The organism is Paractinoplanes brasiliensis, assembly GCF_004362215.1.
Taxonomy (GTDB): Bacteria; Actinomycetota; Actinomycetes; order Mycobacteriales; family Micromonosporaceae; genus Actinoplanes; species Actinoplanes brasiliensis.
In genome coordinates this window covers 2,984,620-3,001,325 of the sequence record NZ_SNWR01000001.1, presented here as the reverse complement: position 1 = coordinate 3,001,325, position 16,706 = coordinate 2,984,620, and the positions used below count along the sequence as shown (strand labels likewise).

Annotated in this window: 13 protein-coding genes; 4 read left to right on the top strand and 9 right to left on the bottom strand. The window is 67.5% G+C overall.

Annotation, left to right across the window (positions count from 1 at the left end):
• The first annotated feature begins 69 nt into the window (after positions 1-69).
• Positions 70-291 (top strand): hypothetical protein, encoded by a 222-nt coding sequence (locus C8E87_RS13350; RefSeq protein WP_133873395.1) that lies wholly within the window; start codon positions 70-72, stop codon positions 289-291.
• Between the two features lie 10 nt (positions 292-301).
• Here C8E87_RS13350 and C8E87_RS13345 read toward each other — a convergent pair whose 3' ends face one another.
• Genes C8E87_RS13345 through C8E87_RS13335 form a run of 3 tightly spaced genes read right to left on the bottom strand, consistent with a single transcriptional unit; the run spans position 302 to position 3,124 of the window.
• Entirely contained in the window at positions 302-1,078 is a 777-nt protein-coding gene (locus tag C8E87_RS13345) for an ATP-binding cassette domain-containing protein (protein WP_133873394.1), read from the bottom strand.
• Positions 1,075-2,088, bottom strand: a complete 1,014-nt coding sequence (locus tag C8E87_RS13340; protein ID WP_133873393.1) for an ABC transporter permease — start codon at positions 2,086-2,088, stop codon at positions 1,075-1,077. Before C8E87_RS13340 ends, C8E87_RS13345 begins: the two co-directional genes overlap by 4 nt.
• Position 2,089: 1 nt before the next feature.
• Complete coding sequence (locus tag C8E87_RS13335; protein ID WP_133873392.1) at positions 2,090-3,124, bottom strand: sugar ABC transporter substrate-binding protein; 1,035 nt, start codon at positions 3,122-3,124, stop codon at positions 2,090-2,092.
• A gap of 283 nt (positions 3,125-3,407) precedes the next feature.
• On the opposite strand from C8E87_RS13335, the gene C8E87_RS13330 reads away from it, so the two are divergent.
• Positions 3,408-4,658, top strand: a complete 1,251-nt coding sequence (locus tag C8E87_RS13330; RefSeq protein WP_438866174.1) for an ATP-binding protein — start codon at positions 3,408-3,410, stop codon at positions 4,656-4,658.
• A gap of 52 nt (positions 4,659-4,710) precedes the next feature.
• On the opposite strand, the gene C8E87_RS13325 is transcribed toward C8E87_RS13330, so the two are convergent.
• The gene (locus C8E87_RS13325) at positions 4,711-6,915 is read right to left on the bottom strand and encodes a discoidin domain-containing protein (protein WP_133873391.1); all 2,205 of its coding nucleotides are present in this window, start codon (positions 6,913-6,915) and stop codon (positions 4,711-4,713) included.
• Between the two features lie 612 nt (positions 6,916-7,527).
• Here C8E87_RS13325 and C8E87_RS13320 point away from each other — a divergent pair.
• Entirely contained in the window at positions 7,528-8,760 is a 1,233-nt protein-coding gene (locus tag C8E87_RS13320) for a L,D-transpeptidase (protein WP_133873390.1), read from the top strand.
• Between the two features lie 82 nt (positions 8,761-8,842).
• Here the strand turns inward: C8E87_RS13320 and rhaI are convergent, their stop codons facing one another.
• From rhaI to C8E87_RS13295, 5 genes are all read right to left on the bottom strand, one after another.
• Positions 8,843-10,009 (bottom strand): L-rhamnose isomerase, encoded by a 1,167-nt coding sequence (gene rhaI, locus C8E87_RS13315; protein ID WP_133873389.1) that lies wholly within the window; start codon positions 10,007-10,009, stop codon positions 8,843-8,845.
• Between the two features lie 19 nt (positions 10,010-10,028).
• Positions 10,029-11,045, bottom strand: coding sequence for a rhamnose ABC transporter substrate-binding protein (gene rhaS, locus C8E87_RS13310; protein ID WP_239080727.1), 1,017 nt, complete (start codon positions 11,043-11,045; stop codon positions 10,029-10,031).
• Between the two features lie 79 nt (positions 11,046-11,124).
• On the bottom strand, positions 11,125-12,156 hold the full coding sequence (locus C8E87_RS13305) for an ABC transporter permease (protein ID WP_133873387.1): 1,032 nt from the start codon (positions 12,154-12,156) through the stop codon (positions 11,125-11,127).
• Positions 12,149-13,150 carry an ABC transporter permease gene (locus C8E87_RS13300; protein WP_133873386.1) on the bottom strand — a complete coding sequence of 334 codons (1,002 nt, stop codon included), beginning with the start codon at positions 13,148-13,150 and terminating at the stop codon, positions 12,149-12,151. Before C8E87_RS13300 ends, C8E87_RS13305 begins: the two co-directional genes overlap by 8 nt.
• Positions 13,151-13,190: 40 nt before the next feature.
• Positions 13,191-14,861: a sugar ABC transporter ATP-binding protein gene (locus C8E87_RS13295; protein WP_239080726.1), complete on the bottom strand. Its 1,671-nt coding sequence runs from the start codon at positions 14,859-14,861 to the stop codon at positions 13,191-13,193.
• 329 nt (positions 14,862-15,190) lie between these two features.
• Here C8E87_RS13295 and C8E87_RS13290 point away from each other — a divergent pair, with 329 nt between their 5' ends.
• Positions 15,191-16,225 carry a LacI family DNA-binding transcriptional regulator gene (locus C8E87_RS13290; protein ID WP_133873385.1) on the top strand — a complete coding sequence of 345 codons (1,035 nt, stop codon included), beginning with the start codon at positions 15,191-15,193 and terminating at the stop codon, positions 16,223-16,225.
• Positions 16,226-16,706 lie beyond the last annotated feature (481 nt).

The window sequence follows — 16,706 nt, the reverse complement described above, 5'->3', positions numbered from 1 at the left end:
ATTGCTCAAGCTGGGCGCTCCGCGGCCGATCACAGAGCCGACTTTCCAGGAGCGAGCGAGGAGCCACGGATGGAGCAATACCTCGACACTGCGTCGGCTGTGACGGATGCGCTTTTCGGGCCGGAATCGGGTATTCCCTGGTGGGCCTGGTTGGTTGTGATCGTCGCTGTGTTCTGGAAGGTTGCCGTTCGGGAGCCGAAGAACGCGCGTGAGGCCGCCGGCGAGCGGGACAGCGTCATGCTCGGCGCGATGTTCGGCGACGACAAGAAGGGCAAGAAGAAAAAGAAGTAGCCGAAGGCCGTCAGTTCGGTGGGGGTTCGGCGGCGCCGGTCATGATGGCCACCGCCTCGCTCATCGAGTGCGACTCAGGGGTGATCACGGCGACGCGGCGGCCGAGCCGCTGGATGTGGATGCGGTCGGCCACCTCGTACACGTGTGGCATGTTGTGGCTGATCAGGATGACCGGTAGCCCGCGGTCACGCACGTCGCGGATCAGCTGCAGCACCCGGTTGCCCTCCTTGACGCCGAGCGCCGCCGTCGGCTCGTCGAGGATCACCACCTTGCTGCCGAACGCGGCCGACCGGGCCACCGCGACGGCCTGCCGCTGCCCGCCGGAAAGCGACTCCACGGCCTGGCCGATGTTCTGCAGCGTGGCGACGCCGAGGTCGCTCATGTGCCGTTTGGCCTCCGACCGCATGTGCCCACGGTCGAGCATCCGGAACACCGAGCCCAGGAGGCCGGGTTTGCGCTCCTCACGACCGAGGAACAGGTTGTCGGCGATGTCGAGGCCGGGCGCCACCGCGAGCGTCTGATACACGGTCTCGATGCCTGCGGCGCGCGCGTCCATGGGCGTGCGGAAGCGGACCTGTCGCCCGTCGAGGAAGATCTCGCCCTCGTCCGGGACCAGCGCGCCGGACAGGGCCTTGATCAGGCTGGATTTGCCGGCGCCGTTGTCGCCGATGACCGCGAGGATCTCGCCGGGATACAGCTCGAGGTCGCTGCCGTTGATCGCCACGACCCGGCCGTACCGCTTGGTGAGGCCTTTCGCCCGCAGAACCGGGGTGCCGTCGGTGGTCATGTCCGCACCTTCCTGATCCACTGGTCGAGCGAGACCGCGACCAGCACCAACAGGCCGATCGCGAAGCCCTGCCAGACCACTTCGACGCCGCCGAGCTGCAGGCCGTTGCGGAACACACCGACGATCAGCGCGCCGATCAGGGTGCCGATCACGCTGCCGCGTCCGCCGAAGAGGCTGGTGCCGCCGAGCACAACCGCGGTGATCGAGTCGAGGTTGTATTCGACGCCCACGTTGGGGCTGGCCGAGGCGAGCCGGCCGATGAGGATCCAGCCGCCGATCGCGTAGAGCAGGCCCGCCACGGTGTAGACCGAGAACAGCACCCGGTTGGTCTGGATGCCGGCCAGCCGCGCGGCCTCCGAGTCGTCACCGGTGGCGTACACGTGTTTGCCCCATGCGGTGTTGCCGAGCGCGTAGAAGAAGAACCCGAAAAGCAGGAGCATGATGATCGACCCGTACGTCAATCGGAAGTCGCCGATCGGGATGGAGTTGCCCGTCCACGTCATCAAGCCGGGCATGTCGGTTCCCCGTACGGTCTCGCTGTTGCTCACGACCGAGTTCAGCGAGAAGAAAATGGTCAGCGTGCCCAGGGTGACGATGAAGGGTGGCAGTTTCATCCGAGTCACCAGGAAACCGTTGATGGCGCCCATCGCCGTGCCGCAGGCGAAGCCGAGCAGCAGCGCGACGATTCCGGGCATCCCGGCGTCGACGCAGAACGTGGCCATCAGGATCGACGAGAAGACCGCGATCGCGCCGGCCGACAGGTCGATGCCCGCGGTCAGGATGATCAGCGTCTGGCCCAGCGCGAGCGTGGCGATGACCGTTACCTGCTGAAGCACGAGCGAGAGGTTGGTCGCGGTCAGGAACCGGCCGTTGACGATCGAGAACGCGATGATCGCCACGACGAGAACGGCCAGCGGTCCCAGTACGGGGTTGGAGTGCAACAGGTGCTGGATGCGCAGGCCGAGCGAGTCGTCCTTGCGTACGTCGAAATCGGCTGTCGTGGAGGACATGTCAACCCCAGCAGTTCTGCTTGCCCCACGTGGAGTCCTTGGCCTCCACGCCGGCCTGCGGGTCGTCGGTGATCAGTTCGGTTCCGGTGTCGTAGAAGTCCTTGCCCGGTGTCACCTGCGGGCGGGTTCCGTCTTTCGCGTACGCGGCGATGGCGTCGACGCCCAGCTGCGCCATCTTGAGCGGGAACTGCATCGAGGTGGCCCCGATGATCCCTTTGGCGACGTTGTCGACCCCGGGGCAGCCGCCGTCGATCGAGACGATGACGGTGTCCTTGTCCTTGCCGGCCGCTTGCAGAGCCAGGTGGGCGCCGGCCGCCGCGGGCTCGTTGATCGTGTACACCAGGTTGATCGACGAGTCCTTCTGCAGCAGGTTCTCCATCGCCGTACGGCCGCCCTCCTCGGCGCCGTCGGTGACGTCGTGGCCGGCGATGCGCGGGTCGTTCTCGTCGCCGATCCGGTTGGGGTCGCCGATGTCGATGCCGAAGCCGTCGAGGAAGCCCTGGTCGCGTTTGACGTCGACGGAGACCTGGTTGGCGTTGAGGTCGAGCATCGCGATCCTCGCCTCTTTGCCGTCCTTTTCGAACTTCGCCCTGGCCCACTGCCCGATCAGCTTGCCGGCCTGATAGTTGTCGGTGGCGAAGGTGGCGTCGGCCGCGTTGGGCGGGTCGACGGGCGTGTCGAGCGCGATGACCAGCATGTCGACCTCGTGTGCCTTGTCGATCGAGGGCACGATCGCCTTCGAGTCGTTCGGGGTGATCAGGAAGCCCTTGGCGCCGAACGACATCAGGTTCTCGATCGCCTGCACCTGGGCCTCGTTGTCGCCGTCCTGCTTGCCGGCGAAGGTCTGCAGCTCGACCCCCTGCTGCTCGGCTGCGCTCTGGGCGCCCTTGCGCATCTGGACGAAGAACGGGTTGGTGTCGGTCTTGGTGATGAGGCCGACGACGTCCTCACCACTGCCCCGATTGCAGGCGGTCGCCGTGCCGGTCAGGAGGGTGACCACGCAGCCGAGGGCCAGCAACCTTCCGGGATCGCGCATGTCTCCTCCAAACCGACCCAGCCGGGGATCTGCCGCATCGAGAGGCGCCGTTGTCTCGCAGTAGACGCCCGCCCGGACGCCCTGTCAACAGCAGGTATCTCCTCTGTTACGGCTGGTAACTGTATCGACGATTCGGAATGAAGTGTTCGGTCTCCCGGGGGCAGGTCGAACGCGCCTCGCCGCGCAGATCGAAAGCGCGATGGGGTGCAGAACGAAAACGGGCTACGGTGCAGATCGAAAGCGAAGAGGGGTGCAGATCGAAGGTTCGGTGATAAGCTGGGTTGTGCCTGTGCCCTTGACGCCACGCCGGGTCGCCGCCCAGGTCGACGCGGCCCTCGCCGACACGCGCGTTGTCCTGATCAACGGTGCGCGCCAGACCGGCAAGAGCACACTCGTCCGGATCGTGGCGGGTGATCGGCTGGCCGCCTGGCGAGACCTCGACCGGGAACGGGATCGAAATGCGGCCTTGGCAGACCCCACCGGGTTCGTCGATTCCATGGATCTGCTGGCCATCGATGAGATCCAACGAGTCCCCGATCTGCTGCTCGCAATCAAAGTATCGGTGGACGAGGATCCCCGCCCCGGACGGTATCTTCTTACCGGCTCGTCGCGTCTGTTCGGGATGATCGCTGCGCCCGACGCCCTGCCCGGCAGGATGGAAACCGTCGAACTGTGGCCGTTTTCCCAAGGCGAGATGGACGGTCAGCCGGATGGCTTCGTCGACGCCGTCTTCGCGTCCGGTCCCGAACTGCGGCACCGATCGGCGGTGACGCGCGCCGACTACGCCGCCAGAATCGTACGGGGTGGCCTTCCCGAGGCCGTTACCCGCGAAGACCCGCGGCGTCGTCAGCGGTTCCTCGACGCCTACGTACAAGCGCTCGTCGACCGCGACGTCCGGCAGCTGTCCGACATTCAGCACAAGGGCGAACTGCGCAAGCTCGTTCGCCTGCTGGCCGGCAGATCATCGACGGTCATCGCTGCCAATGCGCTCGAGTCGACGCTGGGGCTGAGCCGGCCGACTGTCGCGCGATATCTGCGCGTCCTTGAGGAAATCTTCCTGATCAAGCGGATCCCCGGCTGGTCGCGCAATCTGGGCACGCGTACGACCGCAGCGCCGAAACTGATCTTCGTCGACTCGGGCATTGCCTCCAACGAGATATCGGTAGAAGCGCGGTCGCTGCTTCGGCCAGGCGCGCCGTTCGGGCCGCTGCTTGAGTCCTTCGTGATTTCAGAGCTGGCCCGCCAGCTCACGTGGTCTCGGCAGCGCGCCGACCTGTATCACTACCGCGACCAGAAGCAATACGAGGTGGACGCCGTGCTCGAGAACCGGTCGGGTCAGGTCGTCGGCATCGAGGTGAAGGCAGCGTCGACAGTTCGGTCCGACGACTTCCGAGGATTGCGCAGGCTCGCGGATCGGCTGGGTGATGACTTCGTCGCCGGAGTCGTCCTCTACACCGGCGACTCGACTCTGCCGTTCGGCGACAAGATGCGAGCCATGCCGGTCAGCGCTCTCTGGCAGGTGGAGGCCCCGTGAAAGGGCGACGCCGCGGGACGGACCCGCGGCGTCGCGACTGTCGGAGGGGCTGTCAGGGGAAGTTGGTGATCGTGGAGGGGACGACGTTGCTGGCCTGGGCCGGCGCGCCGAGGTTGTTGACGACGTGGTCGATCGTGCCGGCGGCCAGCGAGATCGTGAAGATGTTGTGGAACTTCACGCCGCCGTGGGTGGGGGCCTGGAAACCGTTCGCCGAGTGGATGGCCGGGTTGTCGAGGAACACGGCGTAGCTGCCCATCGCCCAGGCTTCGTGGGTCTGCACGCTGTCGGCCACCTTGTACGCCGGGTAGCCGAGCACCCCGTCGCTGCGCCACGCGGCGTTGGACGGCGGGTCGTACGGCTGCTCGTTCTGCAGGAAGTAGGTGCGGCCGCCGTTGCCGTTCCAGAGCACCTCGGTCTTCTGGTAGTGCTCGACGAACAACCCGTAAGCCGTCACGTTGTTTCCGTTGACGATCAGGCCGCTGTCGGCCGTGTTGACCGTCCACCCGTACGTGCCGGCGTTGCCGTGGTCGGCGCGCCAGGCCCAGATGTGGTCGATGATCACGTTGTTGCTGTTGACCAGCAGGCTGTTGGTGGCCTTGCCCGCGATGTAGCCGCCGATTCGGAAGAACACGTCCTGGACCGTCGTCGGGTTGGCCGCGTGGTTGGCCGAGGAGCCGGACGGGCCCACGACCAGCAGGTTGGGCGAGTTGGTGGTGCCCGCGTCGAAGAGCACGCCGGCGATCTTCACACCGTCCACATCGGCCACCTGCATGGCGGTGACGCCGTTGTCCGGGATGATCGTCGCGTAGCCGAGGCCGAGCACCACGGTGTTGGCCCGGTTCACGTTGATCGTCTGGTCGATGTGGTAGATGCCGGGCTGGAAGATCAGGTTCAGGCCCTGGGCCAGCGCCTGGTTGATGCGGGCGGCGGTGTCACCGGGCTTCGCCACATAGAACTGCGAGAGCGGGATCGACGAGCCCGGGGTGTTGCCGTTGACCCAGGTCGCGCCGGAGGTGTTGGTGCGCAGGCCGGGCACGAACACCGCGTAGTCGCCGCCGGTCTGGTACAGGTACGGCTTCTCGCGGATCACCGGGGTCTGCGGGATGACCGTGTACGGCGGGGTCGGGTAGCTGGCCGGCGGGGCGCCCTGCACGCCGACGAACGTCTGGTTCCACACCGCGTTGGTGTTCGAGCCGATCTGGCTGTCGCGGGTGAACCACTGCTGCTGCGAGTACTGCCCCTCGCTACCGCTGATCCGCGAGTCCGAGATGTAACCGCCTGAGGCCCACCCGTACCCGTTGGGGGCCAGGTTGAGGTTGCCGTGGATGTCCATGCGGCGGAACGGGGCGGCCTGCGAGACGGCCCAGCGGTTGGTGCCGTTGACCGGGTAGACCGACACGTTCTCGGTGCTGCGCCAGAAGTTCTGGGTCGCGTTGCCCTGGAACCAGCCGGCGTCGACGGTGATGTCGCCGTTGATCCGTACGTCCTGGGGGTTCTGCCCGAGACCGACGATCGAGGTGTAGAAGCCGACCTGGATGTTGAGGTTGTTGTAGGTGCCCGGCTTGAACGCCAGCACGTAGCGTCCGGTGCCGAACTGCGCGCTTTCCTGCTGCGCGAAGATCTGGTCGGCCCGTGCCTGGATGCTGGCGCTCGACATCGACGGGTCGAAGACGACCACGTTGGCGCCGAGGCTGCCACCACCGGGAATCGGATCCCCGGTGGGAGGGGGAGTGGTCGTTGTTCCGCCGTAGACCTTGAACTCCCACAGGGAGTAGCCGTAGCCGGTTGTGCGCTGGGTGCCGTACATCCGCACGTACCGGCCGGTGCCGTCGACCGTGAGGTTCTGGGTGCCGCCGGTCGACGTCGTGGTCGAATAGACGCTGGTCCAGGTGCTCGCGTTGTCCGACACCTGGATCTGGAAGGCCTTGGCCGCGGCCGTCTCCCAGTTCAGCTCGACCCGGCTGATCGCCTGCGAGCTGCCCAGGTCGACCTGCAGCCACTGCGGGTCGCTGAACGCCGACGACCAGCGGGTGCCGGCGTTGCCGTCGACGGCTTCGGAAGCGGCGTACGCGCCGGCCGCCTCGGTGGACGATGCGGTGGCCAGTTTGCCCTGTGAGAGCAGCGTTTCGGCGGCGCTCGCGCCGCCTGCTGTGGCCGCGGCGTAGCCCGCGACGACGGTGGCGATGAGACCGCTGATCGCGGCCAGTCGCCAGGGGGAGCGCCTCCGCTCGGGCGCGGAGGAGATGGGGATGGTCATTGCTTCTCCTTGGGCGGGGATGCGCAAGGGGGACTCTTGCGCCCTAGGGAAGACAGGACTCTCCTCGACGTGCTTGGAAAGCGCTCCCCCGGTCCGACGCTAGGGACGCGTTCATCACCTGTCCATAGATGAACACGGTTCCGGAACCTGGCCGGTCTTGTGCCCGACATCTTCGTAAAGGCGCTGCCCTTTCGGGCAAAGCCCCAGTTCAATCCCGTACGTTGGTTGCCTGTTCGCACCCATGCAAGATCGATAACCGAGATCGCGGAACCGGTTCCGGCGCGACTTGATTAAACTCTCGAACCCGCCATATCGGGTGCCCCTTCCGCGTACGGATCGGAAAGCGCTTCCCCGGACCCGTCAGGCCGCCGGGATCCGCCGCGGTGAGCTGACCGCCGTGACCCTGCACAACCTGCCGCCCAGCAGGTAGCAGAGCGTCACCGGCGACCGTACGGCTGATGGCGTCTCGGCCCGATTTGGTCTACCGGGCGGGATTCAAATCTGTCACCATGATCTCCCTTCTGACGAAGGTGCAACGTTTTCGCGTCCTGCTCGCGTCTGAAGTAGCAGGGCCTGGACGGCGCCCGCGGGCATTCCTCGAATGTGAGAGTCATGGTTCAGCGACGCAAGGTGATCATTGGCGCGGCGGGGATAGCCGCTGGAGCTGCCGTGGCCGGGTGCTCCCCGTCCGGCAAGGGCGGCAGCGGAGCGGCGAACTGGGTCGGCACGGCGGATGAGCTCACCCAGACGGTGGCCACGCCGGTGAAGCTGACGGTGACGCCCGCCGATGGGGACACCGGTGCGTTGCCGACGGCGCCGATCGTGGTCAGCGCGGCCGACGGCAAGCTCGAGTCGGTAGTGGTCACGGCGGCCAAGGCCAAGGTCGAGGGCACGCTGCAGGAAGACGGCACCTGGCGTTCGACCAGCGACCTGGCGTACGGCAAGAAGTACACCGTCACGGTCACCGCCACCGACAGCGCGGGCGTGAAGACCACCGAGAAGACCAGCTTCACCACCCTGAAGCCGGAGAAGACCGCCACGGTCACCTTCCAGGCCAACGCCATGCTCGCCCTCAAGGAGGGCAGGACGTACGGCGTCGGGCAGCCGGTGATCGTCCGGTTCAGCAAGGCCGTCAACAAGGAAGCGGCCGAGAAAGCCATCGAGATCAAGACCTCGCCCGCCGTGCCGGGCAAGTTCTACTGGCGCGACGACCGGACGGTTCACTGGCGACCGGCGAAGTACTGGGCCGCCGGCACCACGATCAAGGTCAACGTCAACATGTACGGGGTCAAGCTCGGCAAGACGACGTACGGGGGCAAGAACGCCTCGACGCACTTCCGGATCGGCCGTGCGCTGATCGCGGTCAGCGACAACCGCACCCACATGACGAAGGTCTACATCGACGGCAAACTGGTCCGCACGATGAAGAGCAGCCTCGGCAAGGGCGGCGGCACGACCGGTGCGAACGGCGAACGCATCAGCTACTGGACGGCGGGCGGCCCCCACGTCGTGCTGGGGAAGAAGCGCAAGCACACGATGAGCTCGGCCACGTACGGCGTCACCGACCCGAAGGACCCGAACTACTACGTGTCGGAGAACATCGAGTTCTGCACGCGCATCTCGTACTCGGGTGAATACCTGCACGCCGCGCCGTGGAACAACTCGCTGGGCCGGGCCAACAAGTCGCACGGCTGCATCAATCTGAGCACTGCCGACGCCAAGTGGGTCTACAACACGTTCCTGCCCGGCGACATCGTCGACGTCACGAACAGCCCGCGCAAGCTGCCCATCTGGAACGGCCTCGGCGACTGGACGGTCCCGTTCGACAAGTACGGCCGCGACTGACTCCCGTCGAGCCGGGCCGGATGCCACCCGACCGTGCGGCCCCGCGGTCCACGACGGACTCGCAGGGCCGGCGTGCGGGTGGTCAGGCGCCCCAGCCGGCCTGGGTTCCGCCTACTCGGTCGGCGATGATTTTTTCGTCGTGGCCGCTGGCGCGGTAGGCGGCGATCGGGTCGGGGTCGAGGCCGGCGTCGGCTCGGACGTCGGCCAGCAGCGGGCGTACGTCGGTGTTGTAGGCGTCCATGAAGACCGCATTCGCCTCCAGGACGTCGCCGGACTGCTGGGCCTTGGTCAGGGCTTCACGGTCGACCAGCAGGGCCTTGGCCGTCGCCTCCTGCACGTTCATGACCGAGCGGATGATCGCGGGGATCTTGCGCTCGATGTTGTGGCACTGGTCGAGCATGAAAGCGATCCCGTACGCCGGGTCCAGGGCGTCGCCGCGGACGATCTCGTACATGATGCGGAACAGCTGGAACGGGTCGGCCGCGCCCACCATGAGGTCGTCGTCGGCGTAGAAGCGGCTGTTGAAGTCGAACGCGCCGAGCTTCCCCTGGCGTAGCAGGAACGCGACGATGAACTCGATGTTGGTGCCGGGGGCGTGGTGGCCGGTGTCGATGCAGACCGTCGCGCGTTCGCCCAGTTCCAGGCAGTGCGCGTACGACGTCCCCCAGTCCGGCACGTCGGTGGCGTAGAAGGCCGGCTCGAACAGCTTGTACTCCAGCAGCAGACGCTGGTTGCCGGTGAGCCGGTCGTACGCCTCGCGCAGCGCCGCCGCCAGCCTGTCCTGACGGTCGCGCAGGTCGTCCTGCCCGGGATAGTTGATGCCGTCGGAGAACCACAGTTTCAGGTCGCGCGACCCGGTCTGGTTCATGATCTCGACGGCCTCGAGCAGGTGATCGGTGGCCTTGCGGCGGATCCGCGCGTCGGGGTTGGTGACCGAGCCCAGCTTGTAGTCGTCGTCCTGGAAGACGTTGGTGTTGATCGCGCCGATCTCCACCCCCAGATCCCGGGCGTACGCGGTCAGGGCCGCATAGTCGTCCACTCTGTCCCACGGGATGTGCAGCGCCACCGCGGGGGCGACGCCGGTGAACCGGTGCACCGTGGCGGCGTCGGCGATCTTCTCCTCGGGGGTGCGCGGCACGCCCGGCTGGGCGAAGACCTTGAAGCGCGTACCCGAGTTGGCGTAGGCCCACGACGGGGTCTCGATGCGCTGTGCCGTCAGGGCGCGCTTGACGGCGGCGAGGTCGGTCATGGGAACTCCGTACGTCTGCTCAGAAGTTGAACTGGTCGATGTTGTCCTTGGTGAATTCGGTCGGCGGGCCGAGCACGATCTCGCCGTCCTTGCCGATCGTGTACTCGCCGAGCTTGCCCGCCTTGAACTTCTCGCCCTCGGCGCCGATGATCTGACCCGAGGCCATCGCCGCACCCGCGTACGCGGCCAGGTAGCCGATGTCGGCCGGGTTCCAGAGCGCGAACTTGGTGACGGTGCCGTCCTTGACGTACTCGCGCATCTGGTTGGGCAGGCCCAGCCCGGTCACCGCGACCTTGCCCTTGTAGCTGGAGGAGCTGATGTAGCGCGCGCCCGCGGCGATGCCGACAGTGGTCGGGGCCACGATGACCTTGAGGTTCGGGTACGACTGCAGCAGACCCTGGGCCTCCTGGAAGCTCTTCTGGTCGTCGTCGTTGCCGTACGCGACCTTGACCAGCTTGAGCTTGGCGTACTCGGGCTTCTTGAGCTCTTCCTTCATGACCTCGATCCAGGCGTTCTGGTTCGTGGCGTTCGGCGTGGCCGAGAGGACGGCGATCTCACCGCCGTTGCCGCCGGCCTGCTCGAGCGCCATCTTGGCCAGCGACTGGCCGATGCCCTCGGTGGTGGCCTGGTTGATGAACGCGTCGCGGCAGTCCTTGGAGGCGTCCGAGTCGAACGTGATGACCTTGATCTTGGCGGCGCGGGCCTGGTTGAGCGAGGGGCAGACCGCGTTCGGGTCGTTGGCCGCCACCACGATGACGTCCTGCTGCTGCTGGATCAGCGTGTTGATGTACGACACCTGCGACGAGGCCGACGCGTCGTTGGGGCCGACCAGCTTGTACTCGCCCTTGAGCTCCTCGACGGCCACCTTGCCGCCGCCGGTCTCGACATCCGAGTACGGGTTGTTGAGCTGCTTCGGCAGGAAGGCGATCTTGAGGCCTTCCTTGAGCGCCGCGTTCGGGTCGGCGGCCGCGGGGGCCTGCGCACCGGAACCGGTGTTGGTGTTGCTGTCCTTGGTGGTGCCGCCGCAGGCAGTCAACCCAGTGACGAGCAGTGCGGCTGAAGTAACGGAAAGTAGTGCGCGGGGGAGCGAAGCACGGCGTACTCCAATCGGATTCTTATCGCGCGGCCGCGGCCTGCCGCACTTTCCGGCGGCGCCAATGACCGCGTATGGCGGTGGTGATGTTGGGAAGCAGGACGGAGAGCACGAGCAGGGAGCCCGTGACGATGTTGAGCGCCTGCCCGGAGACGTCTTCCAGGCGCAACGCGTTCTGCAGCGCGGTCAGCAGCACGACACCGGCCAGCACACCCGGCAGGCTGCCCTTTCCACCGAAGATCGAGACGCCGCCCAGCAGGACGGCCGCGACCACGGCGAGTTCGAGTCCCGAGCCGTTGTCGGCCCGGGCGCTGGAGTAGCGCAGCGTCCACAGCACGCCGACCAGGCCGGCGACCGCGCCGCTCACGACGTAGAGCCAGAACTTCGTACGGGCCACTCGGATGCCGGAGAAGTGCGCGGCCTGCGCGTTGGCGCCGATGGCGTACAGGGAGCGGCCGAACGGGGTGGCGTGCTGCACGATTCCGAAAATCAGGGCGAGCGCCACGATCAGGATCAGGTCGTTGGGTACGGCGCCGCCACCGATCGTGCCGGTGACCCAGCCGGTGTAGTTCCAGGGGAAGTCGGCCACCGCGCCGTCGCCCAGCACCACGAACGCGAGGCCGCGGTAAAGGGCCAGCGTGCCGATGGTGACCGCCAGCGAGGGCAGGCCCAGGCCGGTGATCAGGAAGCCGTTGACCACGCCGCAGATCGCGCCGATCACGACGCACAGCGGGATGATCGTCTCGATCGAGAGGCCCTGGTTCCACAGCCAGCCCATCAACGAGCTGGTCAGGCCCAGGGTGCTGGCCACCGACAGGTCGATCTCGCCGGTCACGATGATCATCGTCATCGGCAGCGCGATCAGGATGATCGGGAGCAGGTCGAGCACCATGAATGTGAAGTTCCGGCTGGTGCCGAAGTTGTCCACCGAGAACGACGCGACAACCAGCACGAGCACGGTGAGCACCAGGATGATGCTGTCCCAGCTGGTCAGCCTGCTCTTGATCGCACTGCCGAGGTCGATCGCGCTGCTCTTCCGCGGGGTGTCAGACATGCGCGTCCCTCTTCCGCAGCGATCGAGCGATCCGCACCGCGACCAGGCGGTCGGCGCAGATGGCCAGGATGATCAGCGCGCCGACGATGGCCTGCTGCCAGAACTGGTTGATGTCGAGCACCGCGAGAGCGCTGCCGATCACCGTGAGCAGCAGGGCGCCCAGGGCCGCACCCCAGACCGAGCCGCTGCCGCCGAAGACCGCCACGCCACCGACCACAACCGCGGCCACGACGTTGAGCTCGTAACCCGTGCCGGCGGCGGCGTCGACCGTGCCGAAGCGGGCCGCGTACAGCACCCCGGCCAGGCCGGCCAGCGCACCGCTGAGGACGAACGCGCCGAGCAGGTTCCGAGCGACCTTGATGCCTGCCAGTTCGGCGGCGGCGGGGCTCGACCCCATCGCGTACAGCTCCCGGCCGACCCGGTAGTTGCGCATCATCAGCGAGGCGGCGCCCACCACGATCAGCGCGATCAGCACCAGCCAGGGGATGCCCAGCAGGTTGTCGTTGGCGAACGTCAGGAAGTGGCGGGGCAGCTCGTCGGCGTTGACCTGCGACCCGCCGGCCCACGAGTACGTGATGCCTCGGAAGATGTAGAGCGTGCCCAGCGTGACAACCAGCGCGGGCACCTTGCCGAACCGCACCAGCACGCCGTTGACCAGGCCGGCCACCGCGCCGAGAGTCAGGCCGGCCAGGATCGCCACGATCATCGGCAGGCCCGGGTTGGCGCTCGTCATCGTGGCCACGGTGAAGGCGCTGAGGCCGAGCACCGAGCCGACGCTGAGGTCGATGTTCCGGGTGATCACCACGACCGCCTGGCCGGTGGCCATGACGGCGAGGATCGCCGTGTTGAGCAGGTTGTCGCGGATGCTCTGGCCGCTCAGGAACCGCGGGTTGTCGATCGCCGTGTACGCGACCAGCAGCGCGAGGGCCAGGACGATGCCCAGCTCGCGCGTCTTGAACAGCTTGGCGGGGGCGTTGAGCGACAGCGTGGTCATGCGAGCCCTCCTGCCCCGGCGCGCGTCTCGCTGCGGCCGGTCACATGGCCACCTTCTGACCCATGGCCGCGTACATGACGGACTCCTCGGTGGCCTCGGAACGGGACAACTGGGCGGCGACCCGGCCCTCGCGCAGCACGACGACCCGGTCGGCCATGCCCAGCACCTCGGGCAGCTCCGACGAGACCATGACGACCGCGAGACCGTCGGCGGCCAGCGACGACATCAGCCGGTGCACCTCGGCCTTGGTGCCGACGTCGATGCCGCGGGTCGGCTCGTCGACGATCAGCAACTGCGGGCCGGTCGCCAGCCACTTGGCCAGCACGACCTTCTGCTGGTTGCCGCCCGAGAGCGTGCCGACGGCGTCGGACAACCGGCCCAGCTTGGTCTGCAGTCTGCGGGTCCACGTCTCGGCCGCCGTACGCTCGGCGCCCCCGAAGAGCAGACCCAGCCGAGCCAGTTTGCGCGCGCGGGGCAGGGTGACGTTCCGCTCGATCGACAGGTCCATCACCAGGCCCTGCTGCCGGCGGTCCTCGGGCACGAGCGCCATCCCGGCCGCCATCGCGGCGCGCGGCTCGTTCTTCCGGAGGCGCTTGCCGTGCACCTTCACAACCCCGCTGTCGTACGGGTCCACACCGAACACGGCCTGCATGACCTCGGAACGGCCCGCGCCGACCAGCCCTGCCAGAGCGACGATCTCCCCCGCCCGTACGGAGAAGGAAATGTCCTTGAAAACGCCGGCGCGGGACAGGCCCTCGACCTCGAGCACGACCTCGCCCGGCTCGACGTCCAGCTTCGGGAAGAGCGCGCTCAGGTCACGCCCCACCATGCGGCGGATCATGTCGTCGACGCTCAGATCCGCGACCAGCTCGGTGGCGACGTGCTTGCCGTCCCGCATGATCGTGACCCGCTCGCACAGGGCGGTGATCTCCTCGAAGCGGTGCGAGATGAACATGATCGCCGCACCCTCGTCGCGCAGCGACCGCACCACGGCGAACAGCCGCTCCACCTCGACGGCGGACAACGCGGCGGTCGGCTCATCCATGATCAGAACCCGGGCCTCGACCGACAACGCCTTGGCGATCTCGACCAGCTGCTGATCGGCGATCGAGAGCCCACGGGCCGGACGGGCCGGGTCGAGCGGCACCCCCAGACGCCGGAACAGGCGCTCGGCGTTGACGTGCATCTGCTTACGGTCGATCTGCCGCAACCGGGTCAGCGGCTGATTACCCATGGCGATGTTCTCGGCCACAGACAGGTCGGGGAAAAGCGTCGGCTCCTGATAGATGACGGCGATGCCGGCCGCCTTGGCGTCCGCGGGGCCGGCGAAGTCCACATCGACGCCGTCGACCCGCAGGGTGCCGGTGTCCGGACGGTGGACCCCGGCCAGCATCTTCACGATGGTGGACTTACCGGCCCCGTTCTCGCCGACGAGCGCATGCGCCTCACCGCGATGAAGGGGAAAACTGACCCCTTGCACGGCGGCCACGGCCCCGAACGACTTACTGACGCCCCGAACCTCAAGCAACGCCGGTCGCCCACCCTCCACAACCGGCTCGTCGAGTGGTACGGCCTGGGCGTACGACTGCACGGGCCGGGCGCGCCCGACCTCGGGTTGCGGGGGTTGCTGGTCGGGTGGGGTTCTGGGCTGCGCGGGCTGGACCGCACGCCGCGCGGGCTGGTCCTCGGGCCGGGCGTTCGACTCCGCCACGGGCCACCTCCACGTCGCTGGGGAACGATTCTTGAAATGTTTCAATTACCGTTGAAATGTTTCACGAGTGCGGTACGACGAACGTAGGTGGCCCCGATCACACATGTCAAGCGCTGGGCGGAAACGTTGTGGAAACACGACCGTCGTTTACCGACCCGGTGCCGTAAGATGCGAATTCAACGTTTCAAAGCCCGGTCGCTCGATCACCACGCCGTACCCGGGGCGGTGGCCGAACCGGCAGACGCCGATCGCAGACCAGGTTGCGGGTCGGCGTCGTCCACGGTCCACTCGGGTGTGTGCTGCCCGTAACGCCAGCTCAGGAGGTCGTGGTGCGGAACGGCAAGACGCCGTCGGTCAAGGACGTGGCGGCTGCCGCCGGCGTCTCCCTGGGCACCGTCTCCAACGTGATGAACCGGCCCGAGGTGGTCAGCGCGCGCACCCGCGAGCGGGTCGAGCGGGCCATGTCCGAGCTGGGCTTCGTGCGTAACGAGTCGGCCCGGCAACTGCGCGCCGGCACCAGCCGCACCCTGGCGTACGTGATGCTCGACGGCACCAACCCGTTCTTCCACGACGTGGCCCAGGGCATCGAGCTCGCCGCCGAGGACGCCGACCTCTCGCTGTTCATCTGCAACAGCAACAGCCGCGCGGCCCGCGAGGCGGTGCACCTCGACCGGCTGCTCCAGCAGCGGGTGCAGGGCATCCTGATCACCCCGGTCGACCCGTCCGCGCCGCACCTCGACGAGCTGGCCCGCCGTGGCGTACCGCTGGTGATCGTCGACCGGGTGCGTGGCGCCGACAGCTGCTGCTCGGTCTCCGTCGACGACGTTCTCGGCGGCCGCATCGCGGTGGAGCATCTGGCCGAGCAGGGACACACCCGGGTCGCCGTGGTCGGCGGGCCCGAGTCACTGGGCCAGGTGAGCGAGCGGTTGCAGGGCGCCCGTGAGATGTGGGAGTCGCTCGGCCGTGACCCCGAGGATCTGATCTATCTGCCGACCGAGGCGCTGACCGTGGCCGAGGGACGTTCGGCGGGGGAGCGGCTGGCCGGCCTGCCCGCGCGGCGACGCCCCACGGCCGCGTTCTGCGCCAACGACCTGCTCGCGCTGGGTCTGCTGCAGCAGAGCATCGGCGCCGGCCTGCGCGTGCCGGACGACCTGGCCATCGTCGGTTTCGACGACATCGAGTTCGCGGCGGCGGCTGCGGTGCCGCTGACCTCCGTACGCCAGCCCCGCCAGGAACTCGGCCGCGCGGCGGCCCAGCTGGTGCTCGACGAGGCCACCAACCGGGACCACCGCCACCAGCAGCTGCAGTTCACGCCGGAGTTGGTGGCTCGCGCCTCGACGGTGAGCCGGGGCTGGGCTCGCTGAGCGGGGGCTGGGCTTGCTGAGCGGGGCTGGGCTTGCTGAGCCGGGGTTGCGCTTGCTGGGTTGGGGTTGCGCTTGCTGGGTTGGGGCTGGGCTTGCTGGGTTGGGGCTGGGCTCGCTGAGCGGAGGCTGGGCTTGCTGAGTCGGGGTTGCGCCCGCTGAGCGGGGGCTGGGCTCGCTGAGTCGGGGCTGCGTCGGCTGAGTCGGGGCTGTGCCGATAAGCGGGAATGCCTCCACCTGGGCTGACACGTTGAAGCGTTGTCCACAGGGCCGTGGTTGTCCACAGGTTGATCGCGGTCGGCCCCTGATGATCGGGTTGTTGCGGGATAATTGTCGGTGGCGGGGGTCCCCCGTGGAGGGTGGGTCTGTAGGCCCCCGCGACCCGTGATCAACGTTCGTCTCTTGACCGGCGGTGGCGCCGCCCCGTAATCTGACGGCAATCTATGAAACGTTTCAGGGCGTGTCGTTCAACAAAGCACGGAGG

Coding starts and splice junctions, on each gene's coding strand:
- C8E87_RS13300 (WP_133873386.1), bottom strand. CDS start 13,150: ATGACCACGCTGTCGCTCAACGCCCCCGCCAAGCTGTTCAAGACGCGC.
- C8E87_RS13335 (WP_133873392.1), bottom strand. CDS start 3,124: ATGCGCGATCCCGGAAGGTTGCTGGCCCTCGGCTGCGTGGTCACCCTC.
- C8E87_RS13350 (WP_133873395.1), top strand. CDS start 70: ATGGAGCAATACCTCGACACTGCGTCGGCTGTGACGGATGCGCTTTTC.
- C8E87_RS13305 (WP_133873387.1), bottom strand. CDS start 12,156: ATGTCTGACACCCCGCGGAAGAGCAGCGCGATCGACCTCGGCAGTGCG.
- rhaI (WP_133873389.1), bottom strand. CDS start 10,009: ATGACCGACCTCGCCGCCGTCAAGCGCGCCCTGACGGCACAGCGCATC.
- C8E87_RS13340 (WP_133873393.1), bottom strand. CDS start 2,088: ATGTCCTCCACGACAGCCGATTTCGACGTACGCAAGGACGACTCGCTC.
- C8E87_RS13320 (WP_133873390.1), top strand. CDS start 7,528: ATGGTTCAGCGACGCAAGGTGATCATTGGCGCGGCGGGGATAGCCGCT.
- C8E87_RS13345 (WP_133873394.1), bottom strand. CDS start 1,078: ATGACCACCGACGGCACCCCGGTTCTGCGGGCGAAAGGCCTCACCAAG.
- C8E87_RS13325 (WP_133873391.1), bottom strand. CDS start 6,915: ATGACCATCCCCATCTCCTCCGCGCCCGAGCGGAGGCGCTCCCCCTGG.